This is a genomic window from Labilibaculum manganireducens, from assembly GCF_963665805.2.
Lineage (GTDB): Bacteria > Bacteroidota > Bacteroidia > Bacteroidales > Marinifilaceae > Labilibaculum > Labilibaculum manganireducens.
Map to the genome: position 1 here is coordinate 4,502,011 of NZ_CAXXEE010000003.1, position 25,601 is coordinate 4,527,611.

25 protein-coding genes are annotated in these 25,601 nt (G+C 38.3%); 5 read left to right on the forward strand and 20 right to left on the reverse strand.

The window, feature by feature from the left end; genetic code table 11:
- Positions 1-401: 401 nt before the first annotated feature.
- Both ACHZAX_RS17660 and ACHZAX_RS17665 read right to left on the reverse strand, forming a co-directional pair.
- A complete protein-coding gene (locus ACHZAX_RS17660; RefSeq protein ID WP_320020007.1) occupies positions 402-2,432 on the reverse strand; it encodes a molybdopterin-containing oxidoreductase family protein in 2,031 nt (676 codons plus the stop codon).
- A 733-nt stretch (positions 2,433-3,165) separates the two neighbouring features.
- A complete protein-coding gene (locus ACHZAX_RS17665) occupies positions 3,166-4,383 on the reverse strand; it encodes an aminotransferase-like domain-containing protein (protein WP_320020008.1) in 1,218 nt (405 codons plus the stop codon).
- 979 nt (positions 4,384-5,362) lie between these two features.
- On the opposite strand from ACHZAX_RS17665, the gene ACHZAX_RS17670 reads away from it, so the two are divergent.
- Complete coding sequence (locus ACHZAX_RS17670; RefSeq protein ID WP_320020009.1) at positions 5,363-5,821, forward strand: Lrp/AsnC family transcriptional regulator; 459 nt, start codon at positions 5,363-5,365, stop codon at positions 5,819-5,821.
- A 208-nt stretch (positions 5,822-6,029) separates the two neighbouring features.
- On the opposite strand, the gene ACHZAX_RS17675 is transcribed toward ACHZAX_RS17670, so the two are convergent.
- The 12 genes from ACHZAX_RS17675 to ACHZAX_RS17730 all read right to left on the reverse strand — a co-directional run bounded on the left by ACHZAX_RS17675 (position 6,030) and on the right by ACHZAX_RS17730 (position 15,273).
- Positions 6,030-6,593: a hypothetical protein gene (locus ACHZAX_RS17675; protein ID WP_320020010.1), complete on the reverse strand. Its 564-nt coding sequence runs from the start codon at positions 6,591-6,593 to the stop codon at positions 6,030-6,032.
- The gene (locus ACHZAX_RS17680) at positions 6,574-6,930 is read right to left on the reverse strand and encodes a hypothetical protein (protein WP_320020011.1); all 357 of its coding nucleotides are present in this window, start codon (positions 6,928-6,930) and stop codon (positions 6,574-6,576) included. The genes ACHZAX_RS17675 and ACHZAX_RS17680 overlap by 20 nt, the downstream gene beginning before the upstream one ends.
- Positions 6,931-7,984: 1,054 nt before the next feature.
- Positions 7,985-8,254, reverse strand: a complete 270-nt coding sequence (locus tag ACHZAX_RS17685) for a hypothetical protein (RefSeq protein ID WP_320020012.1) — start codon at positions 8,252-8,254, stop codon at positions 7,985-7,987.
- 1,073 nt (positions 8,255-9,327) lie between these two features.
- Entirely contained in the window at positions 9,328-9,615 is a 288-nt protein-coding gene (locus ACHZAX_RS17690) for a hypothetical protein (RefSeq protein WP_320020013.1), read from the reverse strand.
- 149 nt (positions 9,616-9,764) lie between these two features.
- Entirely contained in the window at positions 9,765-10,058 is a 294-nt protein-coding gene (locus tag ACHZAX_RS17695) for a DUF4177 domain-containing protein (protein WP_320020014.1), read from the reverse strand.
- Complete coding sequence (yidD, locus tag ACHZAX_RS17700) at positions 10,036-10,239, reverse strand: membrane protein insertion efficiency factor YidD (RefSeq protein WP_394698292.1); 204 nt, start codon at positions 10,237-10,239, stop codon at positions 10,036-10,038. Before yidD ends, ACHZAX_RS17695 begins: the two co-directional genes overlap by 23 nt.
- The gene (gene hxsC / locus ACHZAX_RS17705; RefSeq protein WP_320020015.1) at positions 10,240-11,379 is read right to left on the reverse strand and encodes a His-Xaa-Ser system radical SAM maturase HxsC; all 1,140 of its coding nucleotides are present in this window, start codon (positions 11,377-11,379) and stop codon (positions 10,240-10,242) included.
- A complete protein-coding gene (hxsB, locus tag ACHZAX_RS17710; RefSeq protein ID WP_320020016.1) occupies positions 11,379-12,851 on the reverse strand; it encodes a His-Xaa-Ser system radical SAM maturase HxsB in 1,473 nt (490 codons plus the stop codon). Before hxsB ends, hxsC begins: the two co-directional genes overlap by 1 nt.
- On the reverse strand, positions 12,838-13,194 hold the full coding sequence (gene hxsD, locus ACHZAX_RS17715; protein ID WP_320020017.1) for a His-Xaa-Ser system protein HxsD: 357 nt from the start codon (positions 13,192-13,194) through the stop codon (positions 12,838-12,840). Before hxsD ends, hxsB begins: the two co-directional genes overlap by 14 nt.
- Positions 13,195-13,198: 4 nt before the next feature.
- Positions 13,199-13,852, reverse strand: a complete 654-nt coding sequence (locus ACHZAX_RS17720) for a peptidoglycan-binding domain-containing protein (RefSeq protein ID WP_320020018.1) — start codon at positions 13,850-13,852, stop codon at positions 13,199-13,201.
- Positions 13,853-13,881: 29 nt separating this feature from the next.
- Positions 13,882-14,643 carry an HNH endonuclease gene (locus ACHZAX_RS17725; protein WP_320020019.1) on the reverse strand — a complete coding sequence of 254 codons (762 nt, stop codon included), beginning with the start codon at positions 14,641-14,643 and terminating at the stop codon, positions 13,882-13,884.
- A gap of 132 nt (positions 14,644-14,775) precedes the next feature.
- Positions 14,776-15,273 carry a very short patch repair endonuclease gene (locus ACHZAX_RS17730; protein ID WP_320020020.1) on the reverse strand — a complete coding sequence of 166 codons (498 nt, stop codon included), beginning with the start codon at positions 15,271-15,273 and terminating at the stop codon, positions 14,776-14,778.
- 543 nt (positions 15,274-15,816) lie between these two features.
- Here ACHZAX_RS17730 and ACHZAX_RS17735 point away from each other — a divergent pair.
- The 3 genes from ACHZAX_RS17735 (at position 15,817) to ACHZAX_RS17745 (ending at position 18,043) form a co-directional block, all read left to right on the forward strand.
- Complete coding sequence (locus ACHZAX_RS17735) at positions 15,817-16,530, forward strand: hypothetical protein (RefSeq protein WP_320020021.1); 714 nt, start codon at positions 15,817-15,819, stop codon at positions 16,528-16,530.
- A 212-nt stretch (positions 16,531-16,742) separates the two neighbouring features.
- Positions 16,743-17,432 (forward strand): hypothetical protein, encoded by a 690-nt coding sequence (locus tag ACHZAX_RS17740; RefSeq protein WP_320020022.1) that lies wholly within the window; start codon positions 16,743-16,745, stop codon positions 17,430-17,432.
- Positions 17,433-17,506: 74 nt separating this feature from the next.
- On the forward strand, positions 17,507-18,043 hold the full coding sequence (locus tag ACHZAX_RS17745) for a hypothetical protein (protein WP_320020023.1): 537 nt from the start codon (positions 17,507-17,509) through the stop codon (positions 18,041-18,043).
- Between the two features lie 420 nt (positions 18,044-18,463).
- Here the strand turns inward: ACHZAX_RS17745 and ACHZAX_RS17750 are convergent, their stop codons facing one another.
- From ACHZAX_RS17750 to ACHZAX_RS17775, 6 genes are all read right to left on the reverse strand, one after another.
- Positions 18,464-19,027: a transposase gene (locus ACHZAX_RS17750; protein ID WP_320020024.1), complete on the reverse strand. Its 564-nt coding sequence runs from the start codon at positions 19,025-19,027 to the stop codon at positions 18,464-18,466.
- A gap of 136 nt (positions 19,028-19,163) precedes the next feature.
- Positions 19,164-19,778 (reverse strand): GyrI-like domain-containing protein, encoded by a 615-nt coding sequence (locus ACHZAX_RS17755; protein WP_320020025.1) that lies wholly within the window; start codon positions 19,776-19,778, stop codon positions 19,164-19,166.
- A 173-nt stretch (positions 19,779-19,951) separates the two neighbouring features.
- Positions 19,952-20,461, reverse strand: coding sequence for a GNAT family N-acetyltransferase (locus ACHZAX_RS17760; protein WP_320020026.1), 510 nt, complete (start codon positions 20,459-20,461; stop codon positions 19,952-19,954).
- A 100-nt stretch (positions 20,462-20,561) separates the two neighbouring features.
- A complete protein-coding gene (locus tag ACHZAX_RS17765) occupies positions 20,562-21,011 on the reverse strand; it encodes a hypothetical protein (protein ID WP_320020027.1) in 450 nt (149 codons plus the stop codon).
- A gap of 290 nt (positions 21,012-21,301) precedes the next feature.
- A complete protein-coding gene (locus ACHZAX_RS17770) occupies positions 21,302-22,657 on the reverse strand; it encodes a sensor histidine kinase (protein WP_320020028.1) in 1,356 nt (451 codons plus the stop codon).
- Positions 22,647-24,011, reverse strand: a complete 1,365-nt coding sequence (locus ACHZAX_RS17775; RefSeq protein WP_101310053.1) for a sigma-54-dependent transcriptional regulator — start codon at positions 24,009-24,011, stop codon at positions 22,647-22,649. The genes ACHZAX_RS17770 and ACHZAX_RS17775 overlap by 11 nt, the downstream gene beginning before the upstream one ends.
- Before the next feature lie 342 nt (positions 24,012-24,353).
- Between ACHZAX_RS17775 and ACHZAX_RS17780 the strand changes: the two genes are divergently transcribed.
- The gene (locus tag ACHZAX_RS17780) at positions 24,354-25,601 is read left to right on the forward strand and encodes an efflux RND transporter periplasmic adaptor subunit (protein WP_320020029.1); all 1,248 of its coding nucleotides are present in this window, start codon (positions 24,354-24,356) and stop codon (positions 25,599-25,601) included.

Genomic DNA, 25,601 nt, shown 5'->3' on the forward strand with positions numbered 1-25,601 from the left:
GGGCTCTTACTTTTCTCCTTAGATGAGAAAAGTAAGCAAAAGAATCAAGCCTCCCGGATGCTGTTCGCCATTCCATTGCAACAGACTAAGCCGAATCGCGCCCGATCGGCAAATCCCGCGATAACTCCACTAGATTACTGATAATCTTCTCTTTTTAAGCTTTGATATATTATCAATATTGTCCTATTATTTTTTTGTATTGGGCTATCCGCCCAAGCCCGACTTCATTTTTGGCTTGATCCAAAAAAACGGAAGCAAAAAAAATCAAGGCTACATTTAAATAATCCCCTTTAAAGAAATCATGCACATAATACCATCTAAATGAATAAAGTAAAAGCTATTCTCTAAAACGTTTAGGGCGCAATTGATTTCAAACTTATAATTTGTTCTATTATTAATTACTAATTCTTAATTCTCTTAATATCTACCCAAGTATTGTGAAAGGCCGTTCCGTGTCCAATATCTGTTTCTTTTCCTGTGGTGAACAGGTTCGGAGCCGCACCATTTATGACCCAATGTCCGTTGGTGAGCACCACATTGCCTTGCCGCAAACCCAAATCGAATTGCACTCTTACTTCCGATTTTCCCTGGTGATTGTAAATCTCAACCTTTTCCCTGTTTGCAATTCCTTTTGCTTCGGCATCCAGCGGATGAACGTACAAATAAGCTTCCGGTTCGAATTGTTTGATGACCTCTAAATTTCCAAACTGAGAATGAATTCTGTTTTTGGAATTGGGTGAAATCAACTGCAAGGGAAATTCATTTTGAATGGGCAATGGCACATAGTCTGGCAGTGGATCGATTCCCCAAAGCTCCTTGGCTCGTTCGCTGTACAATTCTATTTTACCCGATGGAGTCGGAAACTGATGATCTGCAAAGGGAATCGCCTCGAAAGAATTGGCCAATTGCGGTCCTTTTTTCAAAGCTTCCAAGCTAAGCTCTGGAAATTCTTTTAAGAATCCATTCAAATATTCTTCAATGGCTTCATCGGTTGGTTCCGGGATGTTTTTGCTGATTGCCGCCTCATCCATGCCCAAACGTTTGGCCAGCAGATAATAGATTTCTGTTTCGGGCTTCACCTCTCCGGCTGGTTCCAGTACTTTTTGTTTCAATTGTACATACGGATTCCAATACGAACCAATGATATCCGATTGCTCGAACATGTTCTTGGCTGGCAAAATAAGATCAGCCTCGTAGGCCGTATCGGTCATGAATTGCTCTACCACCACACGAAAATCCGCTTTGCGAAAAGCCTTGCGAATGGAATTGGTATCCGGGTTTTGCGACAAAGGATTTCCTCTCTCTACCCAAATGAATTTCACTTCCGGATCTTTAATAGTTAATAAATCTTCACCCAATTTGGCTACCGATATTTTTCTGCGGAAACTTGGATGCTCACAACCTGGAAAGTATGATTCCGGTTCTTTTACATCGTCGAACACATAGCTTTGCAGATTGGCGTAATGCCAACATCCACCTTTTTGGCCAATGTTTCCTGTTATCACCGAAAGTGCCAATAAACAGCGGGTTGTCTGACCGCCGTTTTCGTATCGCTGCAAGCCATAACCCGGAATCAAAGTCATGGGTTTAATCGTTCCGATTTGTTTGGCCAAGTTGCGAATGGCATCTTCGGAAATCCGGCAAATCTGCGATACCTTTTCTATGGTGTAGGCTTCTACCCGCTCTTTGAACGGCTCGAAACCCAATACATTATTCTCTATAAATTCATGATCGATCCAATCATTTTTGATGATTTCCCGCGCCAATCCCAATGCCAATGCCGCATCTGTTCCCGATTTTACCTGAAACAAAGAGTTTGCCCGTTCGGTAGATGGTGTTCTTCTGGGATCGATGACTACAAATTTCGCCCCCTTTTCCTGAGCTTTTTCGATAGGAATCATCTCCTGAATGTTTGTCTCGGCAGGATTTTTGCCCCACAAAACAATCAGTTTGGCGTGTTCCAAATCCCAGGGTGCATTGTGTTTGTTGGCTCCCATTGTCAATCGGGCAGCTTCCAATCCGGCAGGCCAGCACAGATTGCCATAAGTGGTTGTCGCTCCTCCGAATAGTTTCCAGAAGTTGGAACTCACGCCATTCAACAATCCCGACATACCACTCGATGCAAAATACAGGACGGAATGAGGACCGAAATTCTCTTTGCAATGAGTCAGTTTTTCAGCAATGGTATCCAAAGCTTCCTCCCAGGAAATGCGTTCGTATTTTCCTTCTGCCACCCGCTTTTGCGGATATAAAATCCGGCTTTTGGAATTGGCTCGTTCCACATAAGCCAAACCTTTAATGCAAGGTCCCTCGGGGGTTGCCCGATTTTCGGTATGGGGTTCAATGCCTGTGACTGTATTGTTTTCTACCCGAACTTTTATGCTGCAGGTGCTGTAGCAATTTCGCGGACAGGCAGAGGATATTAACTTCATGAGAGTGGATCGTTAAATTTGGCGAAAAATTACTCAAAAAATTGATGACGTACAGCGATTGCACCCAATTAAATACAATCTCACAATGAAAACGGACATGCCATAACGGACACGACATGTCGTGTCCCTACGCGATGCATTCAATAAAATAATGCAACAAATTGAACCTGATACTTTTTTGTCGCGGAACATTATTCCTCCTCCTATCAACCAATCTAACGCGACGGATTTCCGTTACCGAAACCATCCCGAGGCGTTGCCCTGGGCTATTTTATATATGCCCTTCAGGCAATTCAATTATTATTTTGTCGAAAAACGTAGGGGCATGACATGTCATGACCATGTTAATTCATCATTCAAATTCAATCGTATAAACCAATCATATCGACAAACAAAACGGACACGACATGGCGATGTCCCTGCGCAATGCATTCAATAAAATAATGCAACAAATTGAACCTGATACTTTTTTGTCGCGGAACATTATTCCTCCTCCTATCAACCAATCTAACGCGACGGATTTCCGTTACCGAAACCATCCCGGGGCGTTGTCCCGGACTGAATTATTTATGCCTTTCAGGCAATTCAATTATTATTTTGTCGAAAAACGTAGGGTCATGACATGTCATGACCATGTTAATTCATCATTCAAATTCAATCGTATAAACCAATCATATCGACAAACAAAACGGACACGACATGTCGTGTCCGTACGCAATGCATTCAAATTATATTAGGCCTCAACCAACATTTCTGCTTTCACAATCCCGGCCAATCGCTCTACTCCGGCAATTGCTTTTTCGTTGTTCACATAGGAGAAATTCAAACGAATGGTATTTTTTCCACCTCCGTCGCAATAAAACACATTTCCGGTGACAAAGGCTACCTTCTTCTCAATGGCTTTGTGAAAAAGATCCAAAGCATCCATGTGCTCAGGAAGAGTAATGAACAGGAACATGCCTCCTTCCGGACGCGTCCACTTCACCCCTTCAGGCATGTGCTTTTCCAACTGCTCCAGCATTACATCTCTGCGCTGATGATACAGATCGATGGTTTTTTGCAGGTTGGTTTCGAACAAACCCGATTTCATGTAGCCAATGGCAATTTTCTGTACGAAAGTTGGTGTACACAAATCTGCCGATTGCTTGGCAATCACAATTTTCTCGTTGACATCTTTTGGTCCCAAAACCCATCCAATACGGAATCCCGGTGCAAAAATCTTCGAGAAAGTACCTAAAGTGAGTACATGATTATCATTGTCCAATTCATACATCATGCGCTGAGGTTTTCCCTCGAAACGAACTTCGCGGTACGGACAATCCTCTACTATCAGTACATCGTATTTGTGTGCCAAAGCAATGATCTCCAAACGGCGCGATTCAGGCATGGTAATTCCTGTTGGATTTTGGAAATCAGGAATTACATAAATAAACTTTGGTTTGATGCCCTGCTGCTTTAGTTCTTCCAGTTTGGCTTCCAAAAGTTCGGCACTCATGCCGTGCTCATCCATTGGCACACCTGCCATTTTTGCTCCATAAGCCTGAAAGGCACCAATCCCGCCCAAGTAAGAAGGCAAACCACAGATCACAACATCGCCCTGGTTCACAAAAACTTTCCCAACCAAATCCAGTCCTTGCTGCGATCCGGTGGTAATAATCATATTATCCAAAGAACATTTTACACCTTCATCCTGATACTTCTTTAAAAGCAATTCTCTTAGCTCAGTAACACCTTCGGTAGCATCGTACTGCAATACGGCCGCTCCTTCTTCGCGTAACATAGTCGAAACAATGCTGTCAAGCGCATCAACAGGAAAAGATTCTGCTGCCGGCAATCCGCCTGCAAAAGAGATAATTTCCGGATTTTGTGTCAATTTCAAAATCTCACGAATGGCTGATCGCTTGTTGTTATTGCTGATTTGAGAAAATGTTCCTTTTAAATCGCTGATCATTTCTTTTAATTATTAATTACTAATTGATAATTATTAATTGTAAATCTATTACTGAGAGTCTCACTTTAAGTGAAGCTCTCAGGTTTTCCTTATTTACCCCTAAATCCCCTAAAGGGGACTTTTCGCTTCGATTAAAGTTCTCAGCAACATTGAGGTAAGCCCCTTTAGGGGTTTGGGGTATTATAAAAACACCCCTCTCCCTGTCGGGATCTCCCCTCAAGAAGGGAGAATTTCAAATTTTTAAACCTTATTCCAGTTCTGGAATCTTTTTACTGAGAGTCTCACTTTAAGTGAAGCTCTCAGGTTTTCCTTATTTACCTCTAAATCCCCTAAAGGGGACTTTTCGCTTCGATTAAAGTTCTCTGCAACATTGAGGTAAGCCCCTTTAGGGGTTTGGGGTATTATAAAAACACCCCTCTGTCCTTCGTCCCAAATTTCGGGATCCCTGAAAGGAAAAAAAATCACCTCATCTTGAATTGTAATCTGAACTTGCAACAAAAAAGTGGACAAAGAGTTAAGTCATGCCGCCATTTTATGTTTGTTTAATAGTTTTCCATATTCTATTGGTGAATGAACTTGCAACAAAAAAGTGGACAAAGAGTTAAGTCATGCAGCCATTTTATGTTTGTTTAATAGTTTTCCATATTCTATTGGTGAAAGATAATTTAAAGAAGAATGCCTTCTTTAAGAGGGTATCCGAAAATTTCAATTCCAGTGTCATTCTGATCCCGATGAATCGGGACGAAACATGACCATTTAAAGCTTCGTTAACTTTTTTGTTTGTTGTTGTGTGTTGTGATTTTTTGTGAAAATCCGTATTCGTTTCCTGTTAAAATACTTTGTAAATGTATGGTTTGCAGGAAATATTTACCAGCACAGAGAATAAATACAGTAAACTGATCTACGCAAACAGAATATGGAAGAATTTATATCTTTGCATCAGGCATTATAATGATATTAGTAGATAAATTTTCTTCTCATGGATAAACTGGACAAAACCGATCGTAAAATTTTACAGCTGCTGCAGCAGGATTGCCGCATCACCACCAAAGAACTTTCGGAGAAATTGCACCTAAGCAACACGCCTGTGTACGAAAGGGTTAAAAAGCTGGAACGAAGCGGCATTATTAAAGGGTATGTGGCTCGGCTCGACCCCGATAAAATAGACCGGAGCATGATGGTTTTCATCTCTATTCTGCTAACCAAGCACACCAGTGATGTGGTGGATAAATTTGAGGCGGAAGTTTTGGCACTGCCCGAGGTGATGGAGTTTTATTACACCTCGGGAAATTACGATGCCTTGCTTAAACTGATGGTGAAAGACATGAAGGCTTTCCAGTTTTTTATTCAGGAGAAACTATCGAAATTTGAACACATCAGCCGTTTCAACAGCACTTTCGTGATTTCATCGGCCGATAAACTGGGCTACGATTTGTAGGGTTTGTTCCCTCTTTCTCTAAAATCCTTTGGTTGAAACCAAAGGCAAAGAATGAATAATCATTGCATAGGATGGGAATCGATTGTCCCCTGCTTTAGCTGAAGCAATTAAAAAAGCATTTCAAAATAATTGAGTTAAGACACCACATAAAAACAAAGACAATGAAAAAAACCACATCATCATGTGGTTTTTCATCGCATCTTCCTTTTTAAACGGTTTGCCATTCAATTGCTCCCTGCAGTATTAATAAAAGCAAATAACAACAAAATTTAATGGTGAAAGGAATTGGGAGCTTATTAATCACCTTTGTTCTTAACAGGCACAACAATTCAGGAGCTACTTCCTTTATAGCTTCTTTGCTTGGTTTGTCACAAAAGGCTTCAATTTTTGGGTGATCCTTAAAATGGGGTTTCAGCTCTTTGAGTAACCAAAAAGAAATGTTTCTGATTTTATCACGTACATTTTCAAATTTAACAGGCAGAACGATGTGAGGAATCTTCATGAGCTGCTGATATTCCTGCTCTCTGCTCATTCGTCCCAAATCAAAACTATCCATATTATCCGGCATTACCCCCAAAGTAAAAGCAGATGATCCAAGCTTTGGCTGTAATAAGTTTTCAGGAAAAATAGCATTAAAAGATGGGGTAATAAGAGATTCTTCTTCCACCGGAAACAAACTGTCTTCGGAAGAGATTTGTGCGAATTCATTGACCAATTCGGTCTCCAGTTCGTCCAATGACAAATTCTGATAATCAATGTCTTTTTCTTTCATTGTTTGTATGTTTTTTTGATAAACAAGAAGTTACAACAAATCTGCCAACAACGCAATAATCAAATTTAAAACCTCCTGCAAATGGAATTGCCATTGCCTGCAACAATCCCCGGATTAAAACCCGGGGCAATGAATGGGTTATTTCAACCAACATTTGTTCACGAAAACCGTAGGTGCACGACATGTCGCGACCTTTTATTTTCAGGTGTCCCTGATTTTCAAATTCAATAAAATAATTGTTTGATGATGACAACAATTTGCGGACTATTTGGAAATTATTGATTGGGATTCGGTGAATGTCATTAAAACGAACACGCCATGACGATGTCCCTGCCATGCACAATACAACATAAATCCAAACAAATAATTGGTTCACGGAAACCGCAGGGGCACGACATGGCGCGGCCTTTTATTTTCAGGTGTCCCTGATTTTCAAATTCAATAAAATAATTGTTTGATGACGGCAACAATTTGTGGATTGTTTGGAAATTATTGATTGGGATTCGGTGAATGGTCATTTAAACGGATACGCCATGGTGATGTCCCTGCCATGCACAATACAACAAATCCACACAAATAATTGGTTCACGGAAACCGTAGGGGCACGACATGTCGCGGCCTTTTATTTTCAGGTGTTCCTGATTTTCAAATTCAATAAAATAATTGTTTGATGATGACAACAATTTGCGGAATGGTTGGGAATAATTGATGGTGTAAATAACGGCTGCAAACAACAAATGCACACACATACAAAAAACGGACACGCCATGGCGATGTCCCTGCCATGCACAATAAAACGTAAACCCACACAATTAATTTGTTCACGGAAACCGTAGGGGCACGACATGTCGCGGCCTTTTGTTTTCAGGTGTTACTGATTTTCAAATTCAATAAACAATTGTTTGATGATGACAACAATTTGCAGATTGTTTGGAAATAATTGATTGGGATTCGGTGAATGGTCATTAAAACGGACACGCCATGGCGATGTCCCTGCCATGCACAATACAACAAATCCACACAAATAATTGGTTCACGGAAACCGTAGGGGCACGACATGTCGTCGCCGTTTGTTTTCAGGTGTCCCTGATTTTCAAATTCAATAAAATAATTGTTTGATGATGACAACAATTTGCGGACTATTTGGAAATTATTGATTGGGATTCGGTGAATGGTCATTAAAACGGACACGCCATGGCGATGTCCCTGCCATGCACAATAAAACGTAAACCCACACAATTAATTGGTTCACGGAAACCGTAGGGGCACGACATGTCGTGGCCGTTTGTTTTCAGGCGCCCGTATTTTCAAAATTCTAAAATAATTGTTTGATGATGACAACAATTTGCGGACTATTTGGAAATTATTGATTGGAATTCGGTGAATGTCATTTAAACGGCCACGCCATGGCGATGTCCCTGCCATGCACAATACAACAAATCCACACAAATAATTGGTTCACGAAAACCGTAGGGGCACGACACGTGGTGGCCGTTTGTTTTCAGGTGTCCCTGATTTTCAAATTCAATAAAATAGTTGGTTGATGATGACAATAATTTGCGGATTGTTTGGAAATAATTGATGGTGTAAATAACGGTTGCAAACAACAAATGCACACACACATACAAAAAACGGACACGCCATGGCAATGTCCCTGCCATGCACAATACAACATAAATCCTCACAAATAATTGGTTCACGAAAACCGTAGGGGCACGACATGTCGCGGCCTTTTATTTTCAGATGTTCCTGATTTTCAAATTCAATAAAATAATTGTTTGATGATGACAATAATTTGCGGATTGTTTGGAAATAGTTGATGGTATAAATAACGGCTGCAAACAACAAATGCACACACATAAAAAAAACGGACACGCCATGGCGATGTCCCTACCGCGCAATACAACATAAATCCACACAAATAATTGGTCACGAAAACCGTAGGGGCACGACATGTTGTGGCCTTTTATTTTCAGTTGTTCCTGATTCTCAAATTCAATAAAATAATTGTTTGATGATGACAATAATTTGCGGATTGTTTGGAAATAATTGATGGTATAAATAACGGCTGCAAACAACAAATGCACACACATAAAAAAAACGGACACGCCATGGCAATGTCCCTGCCATGCACAATACAGCATAAATCCACACAAATAATTGGCTCACGAAAACCGCAGGGGCACGACATGTCGCGGCCTTTTATTTTCAGGTGTTCCTGATTTTCAAATTCAATAAAATAGTTGGTTGATGATGACAATAATTTGCGGATTGTTTGGAAATTATTGATTGGGATTCGGTGCGATGTCCCTACGATGCACAATAAAACGTAACCCCACACAAATAATTGGTTCACGAAAACCGTAGGGGCACGACATGTCGTGGCCGTTTGTTTTCAGGCGCCCGTATTTTCAAAATTCAATAAAATTGTTGTTTGATGATGGCAACAATTTGCGGACTATTTGGAAATTATTGATTGGGATTCGGTGAATGGTCATTTAAACGGACACGCCATGGCGATGTCCCTGCCATGCACAATACAGCATAAATCCACACAAATAATTGGTTCACGAAAACCGCAGGGGCACAACATGTCACGGCCTTTTATTTTCGGGTGTCCCTGATTTTCAAATTCAATAAAATAATTGTTTGATGATGACAACAAATTGTTTGATGATGACAACAATTTGCGGACTATTTGGAAATTATTGATTGGGATTCGGTGAATGGTCATTTAAACGGACACGCCATGGCGATGTTCCTGCCATGCACAATACAACAAATCCACACAAATAATTGGTTCACGGAAACCGTAGGGGCACGACATGTCGCGGCCTTTTATTTTCAGGTGTTCCTGATTTTCAAATTCAATAAAATAATTGTTTGATGATGACAACAATTTGCGGAATGGTTGGGAATAATTGATGGTGTAAATAACGGCTGCAAACAACAAATGCACACACATACAAAAAACGGACACGCCATGGCGATGTCCCTGCCTCGCAATACATACAATATTCATTTTAGAAAACTTTGGGCTAAACACAACACAAACGGAATGCGCCAACAAATAAAATTGCATTGTTTACAAAAACCCCGGGTTGAAACCCGGGGCAATGGATGGAAAAGGAAAACCCCGCTTGGGGCGGGGCTTATGTACAAAATTTTAAATTATTCTATTTCTTTTTCAAATACAAGCATTTTAATATTTACAACTTGATCTCTCGCACCAAATAAACCTTCAAGACACCCAGGTTTTTGCGATGATGATATTGTATCAATGCTTGATAATCTCCAACCTCCCTCTGCTGCTTTATTAATTAAAGATTGATAGGTATCAACAGCCAAACCATGTTCTCCATTCCCTTGTTTTCCTGTCGCAATTATAGTAGGAACTGGAATACATTTGTAAGTGTAATTTTTCATTTTATTTAATTTAGATTTATGGATAATCAATTCCTCCATATGGAGGCTTACATTTTCTGAGCCTTTTAATCCCCTTCTTTAATCCATCCTTCACACCAAATTTGTTTAAACTAATAATCATATATTCCGAACAAGAAGGTTCGAAACGACATGATTCCCTGATCCTTTTTGGAGCGGTATTTTGATAAAGTCGGATAAATGCAATAAATATTGATTTCATCTAATTTAAAAATGGAGTAATATTTGAACTTATCTTTTTAGATGTTCCAAAAACACCACAACAATCCTCAGCCAATCTGCAATCATTACAACAATCTAAATATTTCGTCTTCCAATCAGATATTGACTTTGCAGAATGCTTCCATAAGTTAGGAGGTAAGAGACAAAGAGGGATATTGTATATGGATGTATTTATTCCAAAATTGAATAAATATTCAAGTGCTGAGTTTAAGTCTTCGATATATTCTTTAGGATCTATCCATACTAGTTCTGAATTAATCGTGGCATTACCAATATCTTCTAAGCCCATAAAAGCAACATGGTCTACAAACGGTAGATTTTTATAAATAAAATGCGCTAATTCAATCAGTCGAGAATGATTCAATTTTGAGACTACAATTCGAATTTCAATCTTCTGATGCAATGCTGCAAGGTTGTATATTCCCTTTATTGTTTGGTTGAAAGCATTTTTTGATTGAACAATGTAATCATGTTGAGCTGAATAATCAGAATACAAAGGAATTCCAAATATTAAATTCCCATTCATACATTTTATGAATTTATCACAGAATTTAGTAGAATTAAATGCCCTGCCATTGGTTAATGTATGTATGATTGTATTGGGAAGTTTCGTAGAAATTTGTTCATAAAGTTGAAAAAGTCTATCACCTAATAGAGTAGGTTCTCCTCCTGTAACACCAAGTATTTCACAATCATCGGGGATAAGATCAACCAATTGGCTGTTGATTTTAAATTGAGCATCTAAATCATTAACCTTTTTTGGTGGTTGAGAACACATTATACATTTATGATTGCAAGTCTCAGTAATGAATAAAACATTATCTGATGAATTAGGAGAGTATAATATCCGAAGATGACCATTTCTAGAAATACTTACAATATCTCCATCTTGAAGATCAATATTATCATCTTCTGAGATGAATATTGCCATTTCAGTTACTTGTTCTCTTAGTGCTTCAAAGTTATCTCTTCGACAAATAACACATGTGTAATTTTCTAAATCTATTAATTGTTGTCCTTCATAAACAAGAAATCCTTCGGAACTTAAGTTTGTTATGCACCTGCCAATTTTATCATCACTAATATTTAGTGATTCTCCTTTGTACTGTAGCTTTTTCATTAATTATCCTTTTTAGAAATCCAACTCTGAAATATTTGAAAGACCTCTTCATCCTGATACATAAGTTCAAAGAGATAATCAATGATGCTCATATTCTTATTGCAAAAATCTGAAGTTGGTCTAAACCCTTCTAAATCCCCCTGAGTAGAGTAATTTCGTACTGAATCTGTACCACAGTAAATTTGATAGCAACAATCCGAACAGCCTGCTAGAGCTTCATTCGCCCAATGTTTAGCAATATCCACAACCTTTTCGCTATAGAATATTGATGAGTAATCATCCTTCACATGTCCAAGGCGAAAATAATAATCACCTTTTTCAGCTAGCATTCTTGATTCATCAGATGCATAGACATGCCCGTCGTAATTATAAACAATAACTCCATTAATAATACCTGCTGGAGATTGTAGGTCTACAAATCCAGTTGTAAATGGAGTAAGTATTTTTTTGAGAATTATGCCAGCATATTCCTCCACAAAAAATATTCCTCGTTTATTTAATTCAATAATATAATCCAGCCCTCTTTTATAGAACTGAATAAATTCGTCCATACTGTAATTTGCTATAGAATCTGTTAAAGCCTCACCGTATGGATTTATTGATCGAAAGAATATGCTGGAAAAACCATTTTCGATGTATGTATCAATTATCTCTTCTGGATTATTTAGGGATAGTTTAGTTGTTGTCATTAGTGCTGAAACTCTATCTTCACCTAGTATTTCTTTAGCCCTTTTCATATGATTGATAGTTGTTTGATAACTATCATTTTTCTGAAATATCCTATTCCCATTGTGTATTAATTCCGGGCCATCTAAAGAAGTTGATAGAAGAATACTATTAGCTAACATATACTCTAGAATTTCATCTGTCAACAAAGTACTGTTGGAGCAAAGCACATATGATATATTCTTAGTATGAGTTTCATTTAATGTTTTTGCTTGTTCTACTGCATACTTCAATTTTTCAAATATTAGTAAGGGTTCGCCACCTTGGAATTCCATTGTAATATTCCTCGCTGGTGTTTGAAACATCTTTCCAATACTATAATCTAAATTTTCATAACTAATGTCATGACTGTCCGGTGTTCTCGATTCAACACTTGAAACCTGACAATATTTGCAAGCATGATTGCATCTTAAGGTGAGTACAAAAATGTGTAAGGCAGTGAATTCGTCTAAGAAGGATTTTTTTGTTCGATATTTAGTAGCCAAAATATCTAATAAAGGAGGGTACTGTTTTTCAGAGATAAAATAATTTGATACTAGATCAGGATATATATCATCATCAACTGTAATTTCTCGTTTAACAACCCGCTCTGCAGTTCCTCTTTCAACGATTAAAAAATCACCTGCGAAATTTACCAGTAACTCCTGATCCGACAAAAATGATTTAAAATTAAAAGGCAATAAGTAATACTTACTCTCCTTATTTCTAAATTCTGAAAATGGCTGTAAGGTGTTAATCATTTGCATTATCTAGAATTTGAGTAATTAATTTATCATTAATATCTATACCATGAGAAAATGCTTTGACTAATAAAATATCTTTAATAGATCTGGTTTCTTCTTGAATCATTTCCCGTGTCTTATAATCATTAAGATCTTGATAGAACTTTGATTCAATTTGATCAATTTCGCCGTCAATAAAATGATCTTCCTTTTTCTGGATATCTACTATAAAATCATCATTGCTTTTTGAAACAGAGACTAAATACTTATTGCACAACCAATAAATACATTTAGAAATAATACTCTCAGTGTAATAATCCCCACTAGCTTTAATTTGAAAACTAGTTTGCGAAATTTCGTTACTCATCATTTTATTCTTTTAAAAGTTTAAGAACAGTTTGTGAACCTACAATCCCATCAACGGGTAAATTGTTAAGTCTTTGGAATTCTTTAACGGCCGTAATTGCATCTTCATCATAAATTTGTGAACCTTCAACAACTGTTAGATTATCTTCTCTTATTAGATACTTCTTCTTTAAAAGAATATTTATCAATTGGGTAACATCAGAGCCATACATTTGGGGCTTAATTACTCTATCTCCAAGTTGAAGGTTTGTAACTATTGGAGTTTTGTAAATTGAACTAGATTTTTTAGTTGTTGTTGAAGTATTATTATTCGTAGTAGAAGTGCTGGTAGTTCTCGGTGTATATGTACCTGATGAACTAGAACCTGATCCACTAGAACTTGAATAATGTGAACTATGGGATCTATGAGAACTATGGGATCTATGCGAGCTATGTGATCTGTGCGAAAATGATTCCCAACCATCCTCTGTAGGTGTTAATATTAATTTTTTTGACAACTCCTTAATATTATAATCGTCGGAAGAGATATTATCATCCGATCCCTCTAGAATTAAGTTTTCAGGTTCAATTCCTTTGGCTGAAAATGAAGTAATTGTTAGTAAGGAACCTAAAGATCCTAGTAGTAACTTTTTAAGATACTTTGAATATTCTTGTTTCATATTAGTAGTTATTTTTAGTAGTTAATTTTTCAAAATTCATTTCTATGCCATCCCAAAAACTCCTGCCCCGGCAATCCCCTGCCAGGCAAAATCATCTCATGCCCTTCGAGTTTACCGAAGTGGGTTTGGTAGTATGTTTTGGTGCAGTGTTCTTTTAGGTTTTTGGAGAGGATCATTCGGTAATCCTCATCGAAACTAATCAGGTGTTGGTCGAAAGCCTTGTCGTATAGGGCAGAAAGGCAAATGCCATTTTCGGGGTTTAATCTTTCCTTTTCGTTTTCGGCCCAAGGTAAAATGTGGCTGGCTATAAGCAGTTGTGGCAAGTCGATACCCGTAACTGCACATTTGCTGTGGTAATTGGTGAGTATCATCTTACGGAAAAAGTTTTGGTTCACCCTTGTTTTCACGTATCGTTCGCGGGTTTCGCCAAGCAAATTGCCTAGTTCGGGAAGTTGTTCCTGATATTTATTTTCGATGCTGCGGCCTTCGAATTGTGCAAGAATTCGTTCGCTTTCAAATATCAGTGCTTCCCTGTCATTCTGGAACTCTACAAAAATATCTTCTGTTGCTTTCCCTGCATTTGCATGTCCCTTTTTTCCGTTGCTTTTTACAACAGGATCGAGGCTGGCTAAATTCGAAAGTTTAAAACTAACTGCGCCGGGAGTCCTGCCAATGCGTTCGGCCAGTTGAATAATCTCAGGATTTGTTTGGGTAATCTTTCGATATTCGGTTTGCAGGTAAAGGTTAAAGGCAAGAACCAATTCTTCTCTTGTCCAGTTCGGGTTTCGCATTTAAATTGAGTTAGGTTGTTAGGTTATGTAAAAATAGAAAAATTATTATAAGAAGAACTAAACAATCACTATCAATTCGTTTTCAAGCGCTACCGAATATTCTAATAAACTTAAAGCACACACTATGCCTAACTATTTCATGGCGAGTAAGTACGACAAAAGGGCATTAAGCCTCTCCTCCACCCTTTTCGGTTTTAGTTCGCACTCCCAAATGGTAATTGTGCGCCAGCCCAAAGTGTGGAGTTCTGTTTTGGCTTTCTGGTCGCGGTTTTGGGTGTTGGTGATTTTTTGCAGCCACCACTCGGTTCGTGTTTTGGGCAAAACGAAGTAGCTGCAGTTTTGGTGGCCGTGCCAAAAGCATCCGTTTACAAAAATTGCAGTTTTGTATTTGGGCAGCACAATATCCGGCTTGCCCGGCAGATTTTTTGCATGCAGGCGGTAGCGAAATCCGTTGGCAAACAAAAACTTTCGTACCACCAACTCGGGTTTGGTATCCTTCCCTTTTATTCGGGACATGTTGTAAGATCGTGTTTCTTTGGAATGCGTGTCGGTCATAAAATTCTTATTGGCCCCATCGCAATTTACAAAAATCCTGTCATCTGGTGGTAAATGTGTGTTGCTTGTGAGCACAGCTTTTTATTTCCTCCTCCGCACTTTCTTACTTGCCGTTTTCGGTTTATCTGTTTAAGGAATCAGTTTCGGATTGTCGGGTACCGCACAAGTATAAACTTAGGGCGGAACACTTTAGACTTTCTTGATAACAATTCAAACTTAAAAACAATGAAACATAAATGGATTATCACAATAAAAACGACCATATGAAACAACATAATTTATTGAACCTGAAGTAAAAACAGCTTTTAATAGAAAACTACCGCATTACCAAACCTGCTTTTGAATTCTTCAGGATTAATTTTGAGAAACATTTAAACATCCTTGCAAAATATCCTTTAAAAATGTGAACAAAGAAACTTTTCATTCTTAAATCGATGATTATTTATGAAAATAAATTATTTATAAATAAAAACAATATGATTACTTTCTTTTTATTTTAGGGCGTTTCACCTGCCACTGCACTTATAAACTTAATTATTTAATTCCTATCTCTTGCTTTTCATGTCAAGATAGAGTAATTTTCATACTGTTTATTTTAAAATTTAAAAAATAATTGATATGACGCAATCAAGATCGTATTATGGCACAGATGCCAATTTTATCAGTTTCTCGGGTCCGAGAATTAAACTAATCGAAGAAAAACACAATGATTTTATCAGTTTTTCGCCCATTTTTACTCCTGAGGGGCTGGCCGACCTGAAGGCTGTTTACGATGAAGCCTGCAACATCACTTCCGATAATGCTTATGTAGACATACAGGCAAAGGCAACCGAAAATGTAAAGCTCGATCTGGATGCTTGCTGTAAATTTTTTCAGCGATGCAAATTCGATATCCAAATGGCATTTCCCAACGATAAAAAAATGTGGGATCAGTTTGGCTTTAACGACTACGAAGAGGCTCGAAAAAGCGGAAAGAACATGTATATGTTTTTAACCGATCTTCATATGGTTTCGGTCCGTAATGCGGAACCCTTACTAAAATTAGGATGGACAGATGAAAGCTTTAGTAAGATATTGGCTCACCGCGACAGCCTTAAGGCGAATATGATTTTGCAATCGGACTGTATTATGGATCGTAGCCGTGCAACTGAAAACCGCATGTTGAAATTGAACAATTTGCACGAAAAAATGGCTGTTTACTTTAAAGCGGCGCGCATTTTATACGAAGACAACGAGGAAACTTTAAAATGGTTCAAGTTTCCTGCTGCCAGCAACAGCAAACCAAACGAAGGAACTAAAGATGAACAGGAAATAATAGTGGCAGAAAACTAAAAATCATTTTTTCCAATCAATAAACATCTCATCTCTCATCCTCCAGACCTTTGTGTTTGGGGGATTTTTTTTGTAGGGGCACGACATGTTGTGTCCGTCTGTTTTCAGGTGTTCCTATTTTCAAATTCAATAAAATATTGCGTAGATGATTATAACAATTTGTGGAATGGCAGGGAATAATTGATGGTGTAAATAACGGCTGCAAACAACAAATGAACACACATACAAAAAACGGACACGCCATGGCGATGTCCCTACCATGCACAATAATTTCAAATTCAATAAAATATTTGGTTGATGATTACAACAATTTGTGGGAATGGTTGGGAATAATTGATGGTGTAAATAACGGCTGCAAACAACAAATGAACACACATACAAAAAACGGACACGCCATGGCGATGTCCCTACGATGTACAATAATTTCAAATTCAATAAAATATTTGGTTGATGATTACAACAATTTGTGGGAATGGTTGGGAATAATTGATGGTGTAAATAACGGCTGCAAACAACAAACGCACACACATACAAAAAACGGACACGCCATGGCAATGTCCCTACGATGTACAATAATTTCAAATTCAATAAAATATTTGGTTGTTGATTACAACAATTTGTGGGAATGGCAGGGAATAATTGATGGTGTAAATAACGGCTGCAAACAACAAACGCACACACATACAAAAAACGGACACGCCATGGCAATGTCCCTACGATGTACAATAATTTCAAATTCAATAAAATATTTGGTTGTTGATTATAACAATTTGTGGGAATGGTTGGGAATAATTGATGGTGTAAATAACGGCTGCAAACAACAAATGAACACACATACAAAAAACGGACACGCCATGGCGATGTCCCTACGATGCACAATAATTTCAAATTCAATAAAATAATTGTTTGATGATGACAACAATTTGCGGAATGGTTGGGAATAATTGATGGTGTAAATAACGGCTGCAAACAACAAATGAACACACATACAAAAAACGGACACGCCATGGCGATGTCCCTACGATGTACAATAATTTCAAATTCAATAAAATATTTGGTTGATGATTACAACAATTTGTGGGAATGGTTGGGAATAATTGATGGTATAAATAACGGCTGCAAACAACAAATGAACACACATACAAAAAACGGACACGCCATGGCGATGTCCCTACGATGCACAATAATTTCAAATTCAATAAAATGTTTGATTGTTGATTACAACAATTTGTGGGAATGGTTGGGAATAATTGATGGTATAAATAACGGCTGCAAACAACAAATGAACACACATACAAAAAACGGACACGCCATGGCGATGTCCCTACCATGCACAATAATTTCAAATTCAATAAAATATTTGGTTGATGATTACAACAATTTGTGGGAATGGTTGGGAATAATTGATGGTGTAAATAACGGCTGCAAACAACAAATACACACACATACAAAAAACGGACACGCCATGGCGATGTCCCTACGATGCACAATAATTTCAAATTCAATAAAATAATTGTTTGATGATGACAACAATTTGCGGAATGGTTGGGAATAATTGATGGTGTAAATAACGGCTGCAAACAACAAATGCACACACATAAAAAAAACGGACACGCCATGGCGATGTCCCTACGATGTACAATAATTTCAAATTCAATAAAATGTTTGATTGTTGATTACAACAATTTGCGGAATGGTTGGGAATAATTGATGGTGTAAATAACGGCTGCAAACAACAAATGAACACACATACAAAAAACGGACACGCCATGGCGATGTCCCTACGATGTACAATAATTTCAAATTCAATAAAATGTTTGATTGTTGATTACAACAATTTGCGGAATGGTTGGGAATAATTGATGGTGTAAATAACGGCTGCAAACAACAAATGAACACACATACAAAAAACGGACACGCCATGGCGATGTCCCTACGGATGAAATTTGTCATCATTCCAATTGGCAGGGTTATTTTCAATGTATGCTGAAATTCGTTCAAAGGATTCGTCGGTGCGGATAATGTGATCGTGAAAACGGACTTGCCATCCAAAATGATCATGATAATTGGCCCTGCACCATCGGGTTAATGTGGATTTTAATTGGCCCAAAATTGCAGATAAAGAACCGGGAATTGTTTTGCCGAATTGATTCAATTGCACAACATGATCCAGTTCGGGCACGCCATTTTTAAATTCATTGGTGACATCGGTATCCATTGCCTGAACGGACACGACATGTCGTGTCCCTACGATTCCCACTATGATGTGGATATGGTTGGGCATAACGATGAATTTACCCAATTCAACAAATGGAAAATGATTGCTAATTTCTTGTATAAATGCATTTGCCTGTTTTCCAATATCATTCGGGCGCATAACATCGTTAACTATTTCGCCAAAATAGCATTCGTGGTTTTTTGTACAAATAGTTACAAAATACCATCCATCACTGCTGTAATCATGATTTTGTTTTCTGATTATTTTCCTGTTTCGCATACACGTCGTTCATAAAAAACAGGAAATTACAATATTATATTAAACAATACAATTTAATTGATTGTAAAACGGTAGGGTCACGACATGTCGTGACTTCTGTATTGAATACAATAAACGGACACGACATGTCGTGTCCCTACGGGTTTATAATGGGCTGGCGAATGATTGTTTTTAGGTTTTCGGGGGAGGTTCTTCGGGGATCATTCAGGTAAATTTCGCGGTGTTTTCCGTGTCGTTCAAAGCCATTACCGGCAATGTATTGGTGCAGTTCCTCTATGCTTGGAGCCTCATCGGCATAAGAACCTATGTGCATGATCTGCGCAGACAGGCCGTCGCAGAAATCGACCAATTCGATGTTGTCCAAATTGGGCAGTTCCTTCTTTTTGCTGACCTCATGGCGGGCAGCCTCCACAATTTCTTTGGTGATGAAATTGGGCTGCATAATCATGGCCGACCATTTCCATTCGTCAATCCTGTCTCTCGAAAATTCGTTCATATCATCCATCCACCACAAACATTCCAGAGGCATTACTCCATAATCCACATCTTTGCTTTCCCGTATTGCGAATTTAATTTTGTACGACAAAGCATACAAAGCCTCAATTGCGTTCTGATAATCTTTAGATGTATTTGGATTTCCTTGTCCGATGCATTGCAGGTACTTAAATTCCGGAACTTCAACTATCGAAATACTGCCTTTCCTCTCGGAATAAAATGGCTTGTATTTTTTCTTAAGATCGATTTTCTTCATATGAATTATTTTAGCTAAAGAGTGCTTTCCCTTTTCGAAATGCTCTTGATTTACCAAGTTAGAAAATGTGAGGGAATGTGTTGATATGTTTTTCTGAAAAATAAAGATCACCATTCTATTTTGTCGAATTTTCACTGAATTAAACTGATGAGCGGACACGACATGTCGTGCCCCTACGGTCTCCATTCCGATTTCAGTACCGACATAACCAACTTGTCGTGATATCCCCCATTTCGAAAGGCCGCTTCCCTGTATCGCCCCTCCAAAATAAAACCGACCCGTTCGTATGCTTTTACTCCGGCAATATTGGGTACTGAAACGGTCAGCATAATGCGGTTCAAACCCAGTTCTTCAAAACCCATTTTCACAATCTTTTGGGTGACTTGCGTACCAATTCCTTTTCCCCAATAGCTTTTATCGCCTATAAAAATGAAATATTCTCCTGACTTGTTGATATTTGAAATGCCGCTGATGCCTGCATAACCAACAAAAACACCATCTACAAAAATACCGTGATTGCTGTTCCTGCTATCGTTTATTGCTTGTGCATACCAATCTTCAATCTGTTGGTCGGTTTTTATCGCCTGAAATACCGATAAGGAATAAATGATGGCTTCCTCATCTCGGATCCATTTGTAGAATGAAAGGAGGTTTTCGGGGGTGAGTGGTTTTAGTGTGATCATCTTGCAGATTTAAATGTATTGTAAAAGGTAGAGTCAAGATATAAAAAAAACTCCCTTTCGGTTGAAACAAAAAGGGAGCTTTCAGGTATTGATATCTTTTTTAGAATCCCTGGCTTGCAGCAACAATAACTGCAACAATCATTCCGATTGGGTATAAGGCAAGCATCACAATTGTGAAAATTCCCATAAACTTGTAGTGCGATTTCATGTATTTCATCGACTCGGTAAGGCTTTGCTTGCTCTTACCTGCAAGTGCAAGCTTTGCATTATTTGCAAATTGCAGCAAATAATAGATTGGAAAGAAGTATACTCCCGCCAGTACCAAATATAACAATCCGATTCCTCCGATAGGAAATGGCAGTATACTTGCCATTGATCCGGCCATGGCAAACACTGCAAATGATCCCAACACCATAAATCCCATAAAAATAAAACCAACAATGGCTAAAAACTTCGCCCACTTAGCGGTTTCGCGTAAATATACTTCTGCCTGAGTTTCCAACAACAACTCATTTTTAATTTCTGTTCCTTGTGTTTCTAAATTCTCCATGAATCAATAATTAGTTTTATGATTTTTGTAATGAGCGCTAAGTTATTATTTATTTAAAAATCTAAAAATTAAAATTCAAACTTTACTTGTTCCTACTGTTTATTTTAAGAATCCGTTAGATTTTAGTAATCAGCAACTAGTTTGATTTACATCTTGCTTATTTTCAATATTTTTACCAACATTACTTTGTTCGTAAAACACACTAAAAATCAAACACTTACAAAAACCTAACAAAGCATTGCATGTAAGAGTCTTCGAAAAATGCATGCTATTAATTAATCAGTAAAGCACTACCACCTCACGGTAAACACGGTCTCTCCTACTTTCGAACGGCAAAGCAGACTGCCGCCATGGGCACGCATAATTTGGCGGGAATAACTCAAGCCAATGCCCGATCCGTTCTCTTTTGTGGTGAAAAAAGGAATGAAAATTTCATCTGCAATTTCTTCCGAAATACCATGACCATTGTCTGATACTCTGATCTCTGTGATTTCGCCCTTTTGAATGGAAGTTACAGCAATAGCTGCAGTAGAATCGGTTCCGGCAGGCTGTCCGTTGAAAGCTTCTGCCGCATTTTTCACCAGATTAATAATTACCTGAACCATCATCTGTTCATCAGCCGTAAACCGAAAACTTTTAACGGGTGGTGTCAATTTTAAATTTCCCGAAAAACTCTCTTTTATGGGCGACAACAGAATATTTAAACGATCGAAAAAAGAGTGCGCATCGATGATGGCTAATTTAGGTTCCGGTGCCTTTGACAACACCCGATACGATTGTACAAACCGAATCAATGCTTCGCTCATCTCGGTAATCACGCCCAAACCGTTAATGGTTTTTTCTACATGAATATCTTCAGATACATCCGTTATGGCGCCCAATTTCTGTTCCCATATTCTTTTCAGGGATTGAGAAATGGAAGTAACCGGAGCCAATGAATTCATTATTTCGTGACTCAGCACTCTAATCAGTTTTACCCAGGCATCAATTTCCTTTCGTTCCAGCTCTCCCCGGATATCCTGTAAAGTTATTAGCTTCACTTCTTCATTCTCCAGACGAATTACCGAACATCTCGAAATCACCTGTATCCGTTCTTTTTTTAAGATGAGATCCAATACTTTTTTCTGGCGGTTTTTTAGTTCTGTAAGACCTGATGTAAATTTTGAATCGACCTGATCGAGTTGCTTAATGTGTGTGAAAGTCTTTAAACTGAGTAATTCCAAGGCCGCCGAATTCACATCAGTAACGTAACCATCTTCGGCAAGTACCACAACTCCGGTTGCAATATTCTGAAGAATTTCTCCAAAATATTTCTCCTTAATTTTGCTTTTCACCTGCACTTGCTGCAAAATGCCGTTCAGCTCGTTCAAACTTTGATGCAGTTCGTTAATAATGGCATTGCCTGTTTTAATGGGGAAACGCAAAGTGGTATCTTCATTTTTAATGGACTGAACAAAGTAGTTCATCTCCTTGTGCGTTTTGTTCAAAAAACGCACAAATTGAAATACCAAAACAATTTCGGCGCAGAGAATTGGCAACGCGAAATAATAGGATGCCTGCGAAAGAAAACAACCAATCAGCACTGCGAAAAAAATCACAAAACCAAGCCGTACGAATAAAGCTGAATTGTAGTGTCTATAAGCCATACTTCTTAATTTTATTGTAAAGGGTTTGTCGTGTTACTCCTAATTGTGCCGATACAGCAGAAAGATTCCCCATTTGCTTTTCGATTGCGCCCAAAATCAACTGTTTCTCCATATCTTCCAATGTGCCGCCAAAGGCTTCAGCAGCCGAGAATTCATCCATTTTAAAAACAAAATCTTTTGCACTAATTAAATGTGTATCGCTAAGAATTACAGCTTTTTCGATGGCATGCTGCAATTCACGAACATTACCGGGCCAACGGTAAGTTTGTAATTTCGCGATGGCTTCCGGTGCAATAACAAGTCCGTTCTTATTGTATTTTTCAGCGTAAAGCTTCACAAAAAACTGCACCAATTCGGGAATGTCAGCAATACGGTCGCGCAAGGACGGCAATTCAATTTGTATGGTGTTGATCCGGTAAAGCAAATCTTCCCGAAAACGTCCTTCGCCAATCATTTTAACCAGATTACAGTTGGTCGCACAAACCAATCGTACATCAATATCAACAGGCAAATTTTCGCCCAGTCGGGTCAATGTCCTGTTCTGCAGCACCGATAACAATTTCGCCTGCATTGGCAAGCTTAAATTTCCAATTTCGTCGAGAAAGAGCGTGCCTTGGTTGGCCGCTTCAATTTTCCCCATTCTATCCATTCCGGCATCGGTAAATGCTCCTTTTTTGTGACCAAACAATTCACTCTCAAACAAATTTTCGGCTATGGATCCCATATCAACGGTAACCATCACATTCTGACTTCGGTTCGACAGGCGATGAATCTCCCGGGCAACCAATTCCTTTCCGGTTCCGTTTTCTCCTGTAATCAAGATATTCGCATTGGTCATGGCCACTTTTCGAACCACATCCATTACTTTTTCCCAAGCCGGCGAACTTCCAATAATGTGATTTTTATTTTTGTTAATCTCAGCAATGAATTCATTTTCCTTTAGGCGAAGATTCTTTACCTCTTTTCTGGAATGGCTTAATTTCCAAGCCATCTCGATAGTTGTCAGCATCTTCTCATTCTCCCAAGGTTTCAGAACAAAATCGACAGCTCCCGAACGCACTGCTTTCACAGCCAACTCTACATCTCCATAGGCAGTAATCATTACCACACTCAATCCCGAATTGTATTCTAAAATTTGGTTCAACCAATAAATTCCTTCGTTTCCGGTATTAATTCCGGCTTTAAAATTCATATCCAAAAGCACAACATCGTAGTTGTCACTTTTCAATTCTGAAAGCAAAGCATTTGGGCTCGACAAACATTTTACTTTTTTACAGCTTCCGGTTAGTAACAAATCCAAAGCGCTTAAAATGCTTTTATTGTCATCAACAATTAAAATTTTGGCTTCTTTCATATTTTTTTGAGTAACAAGTCATTAGTACAAAGTATTTAGAAATAACACAGATTATTCAGTTGTATTATACCCAATTAAAATTTCCTGCATTAAATACCCCAAACTTTTCCTGAATGATAGCAGATCTAAAATGAGAAACTTATTTACTTTTCAGGTCTAAAGTAGATAGGTTTTCAAAAAATTAGACAATCGTTGTCTAATTTTTTTACACTCCAATTTAGCAGTCACAACACAAACATCTATTAATATGTAACTTACAAGCCTTGGCACAGGATTGGATAAACAAAGCATAAATAACAGATTATTATTCTGATAAATTTAAAGAACAGCTTAAACATGTCAATGGATCGTAAAATTGAAGTAAAGAAAGGTTTTAAAACCAAACATATTTATATCCTGCTTGGAGTCCTTTTTCTTGGCTTGTTAGTGTGGATGCTGCTGAGTAGTTCTACCTCTACCTATCGTACCGAACTCGATAAACTCACCATAACAGAAGTTTCGCAGGCAGAATTTAAAGATTACATTTCGATTATCGGAACGGTTGAACCCAAAACAACCATTTATCTGGATGTTGAGGAAGGTGGAAAAGTGATCGAAAAATTAATTGATGAAGGTGAATTGGTAAAAAAAGGCGATGTTATTCTCAGACTGATTAACAACGATCTTAAATTGCAGATTCTCAATACCGAATCGTCACTTGCCTATCAGGCCAATGAGCTGCGCAATACTTTGATTAATATGGAACAGCAGAAAATCAGCAACAAACAGCAAATTCTTAGTATCGACAGTGATATCATCCGGCAAAAAAGACAATACGAACAGAACCAACTTTTATTCGAAAAGGGATTTATTTCGAAAGAAGTCTACTTAAGATCGAAGGAAGATTATGACCTTTCCCTGCAAGACCGACAGTTAAGATATCAAAGAATGGTTCAGGACTCCATTTTTCGGGAGAATCAGAAAACACAAATGAACAGCAGTCTGAATAACATGAAACAAAACCTCGAAATGGTTCGGGAGCGCCTGGAGAATTTGAACATTAAAGCTCCGGCTGATGGTCAGCTGGGAAGTTTGGATATTGAAATCGGTCAATCGATTAACCGGGGCGAAAGAATAGGTCAGCTTCATATTCTGAACAATTTTAAAGTGCTTGCCGAGGTCGACGAACATTATATTGACCGTGTCCGCCGCGATTTAAGTGCTTCGCTGCATCGAAACGATCAGGAGTTTATTTTGAAAACTAAAAAAGTATATCCGGAAGTTCGCGATGGCCGTTTTAAGGTGGATCTGATTTTTGATGGAAAGTCGCCGGAGAATCTGCGCACCGGACAAACCTATCACATAAAACTGGAATTGGGACAAGCCGTTGAAGCTACACTGCTGTCCCGTGGGGGATTCTTCCAAAGCACCGGCGGACAATGGGTATTTGTTTTGGATGAATCGGGGCGGTTTGCCACCAAACGAAACATCAAAATCGGCAGACAAAATTCTCAATATTTCGAGGTATTGGAAGGATTGCAGACAGGTGAGAAAGTGATTACATCAAGTTACGATACCTTCGGAGATAATGAACGGATTGATTTTAAATAA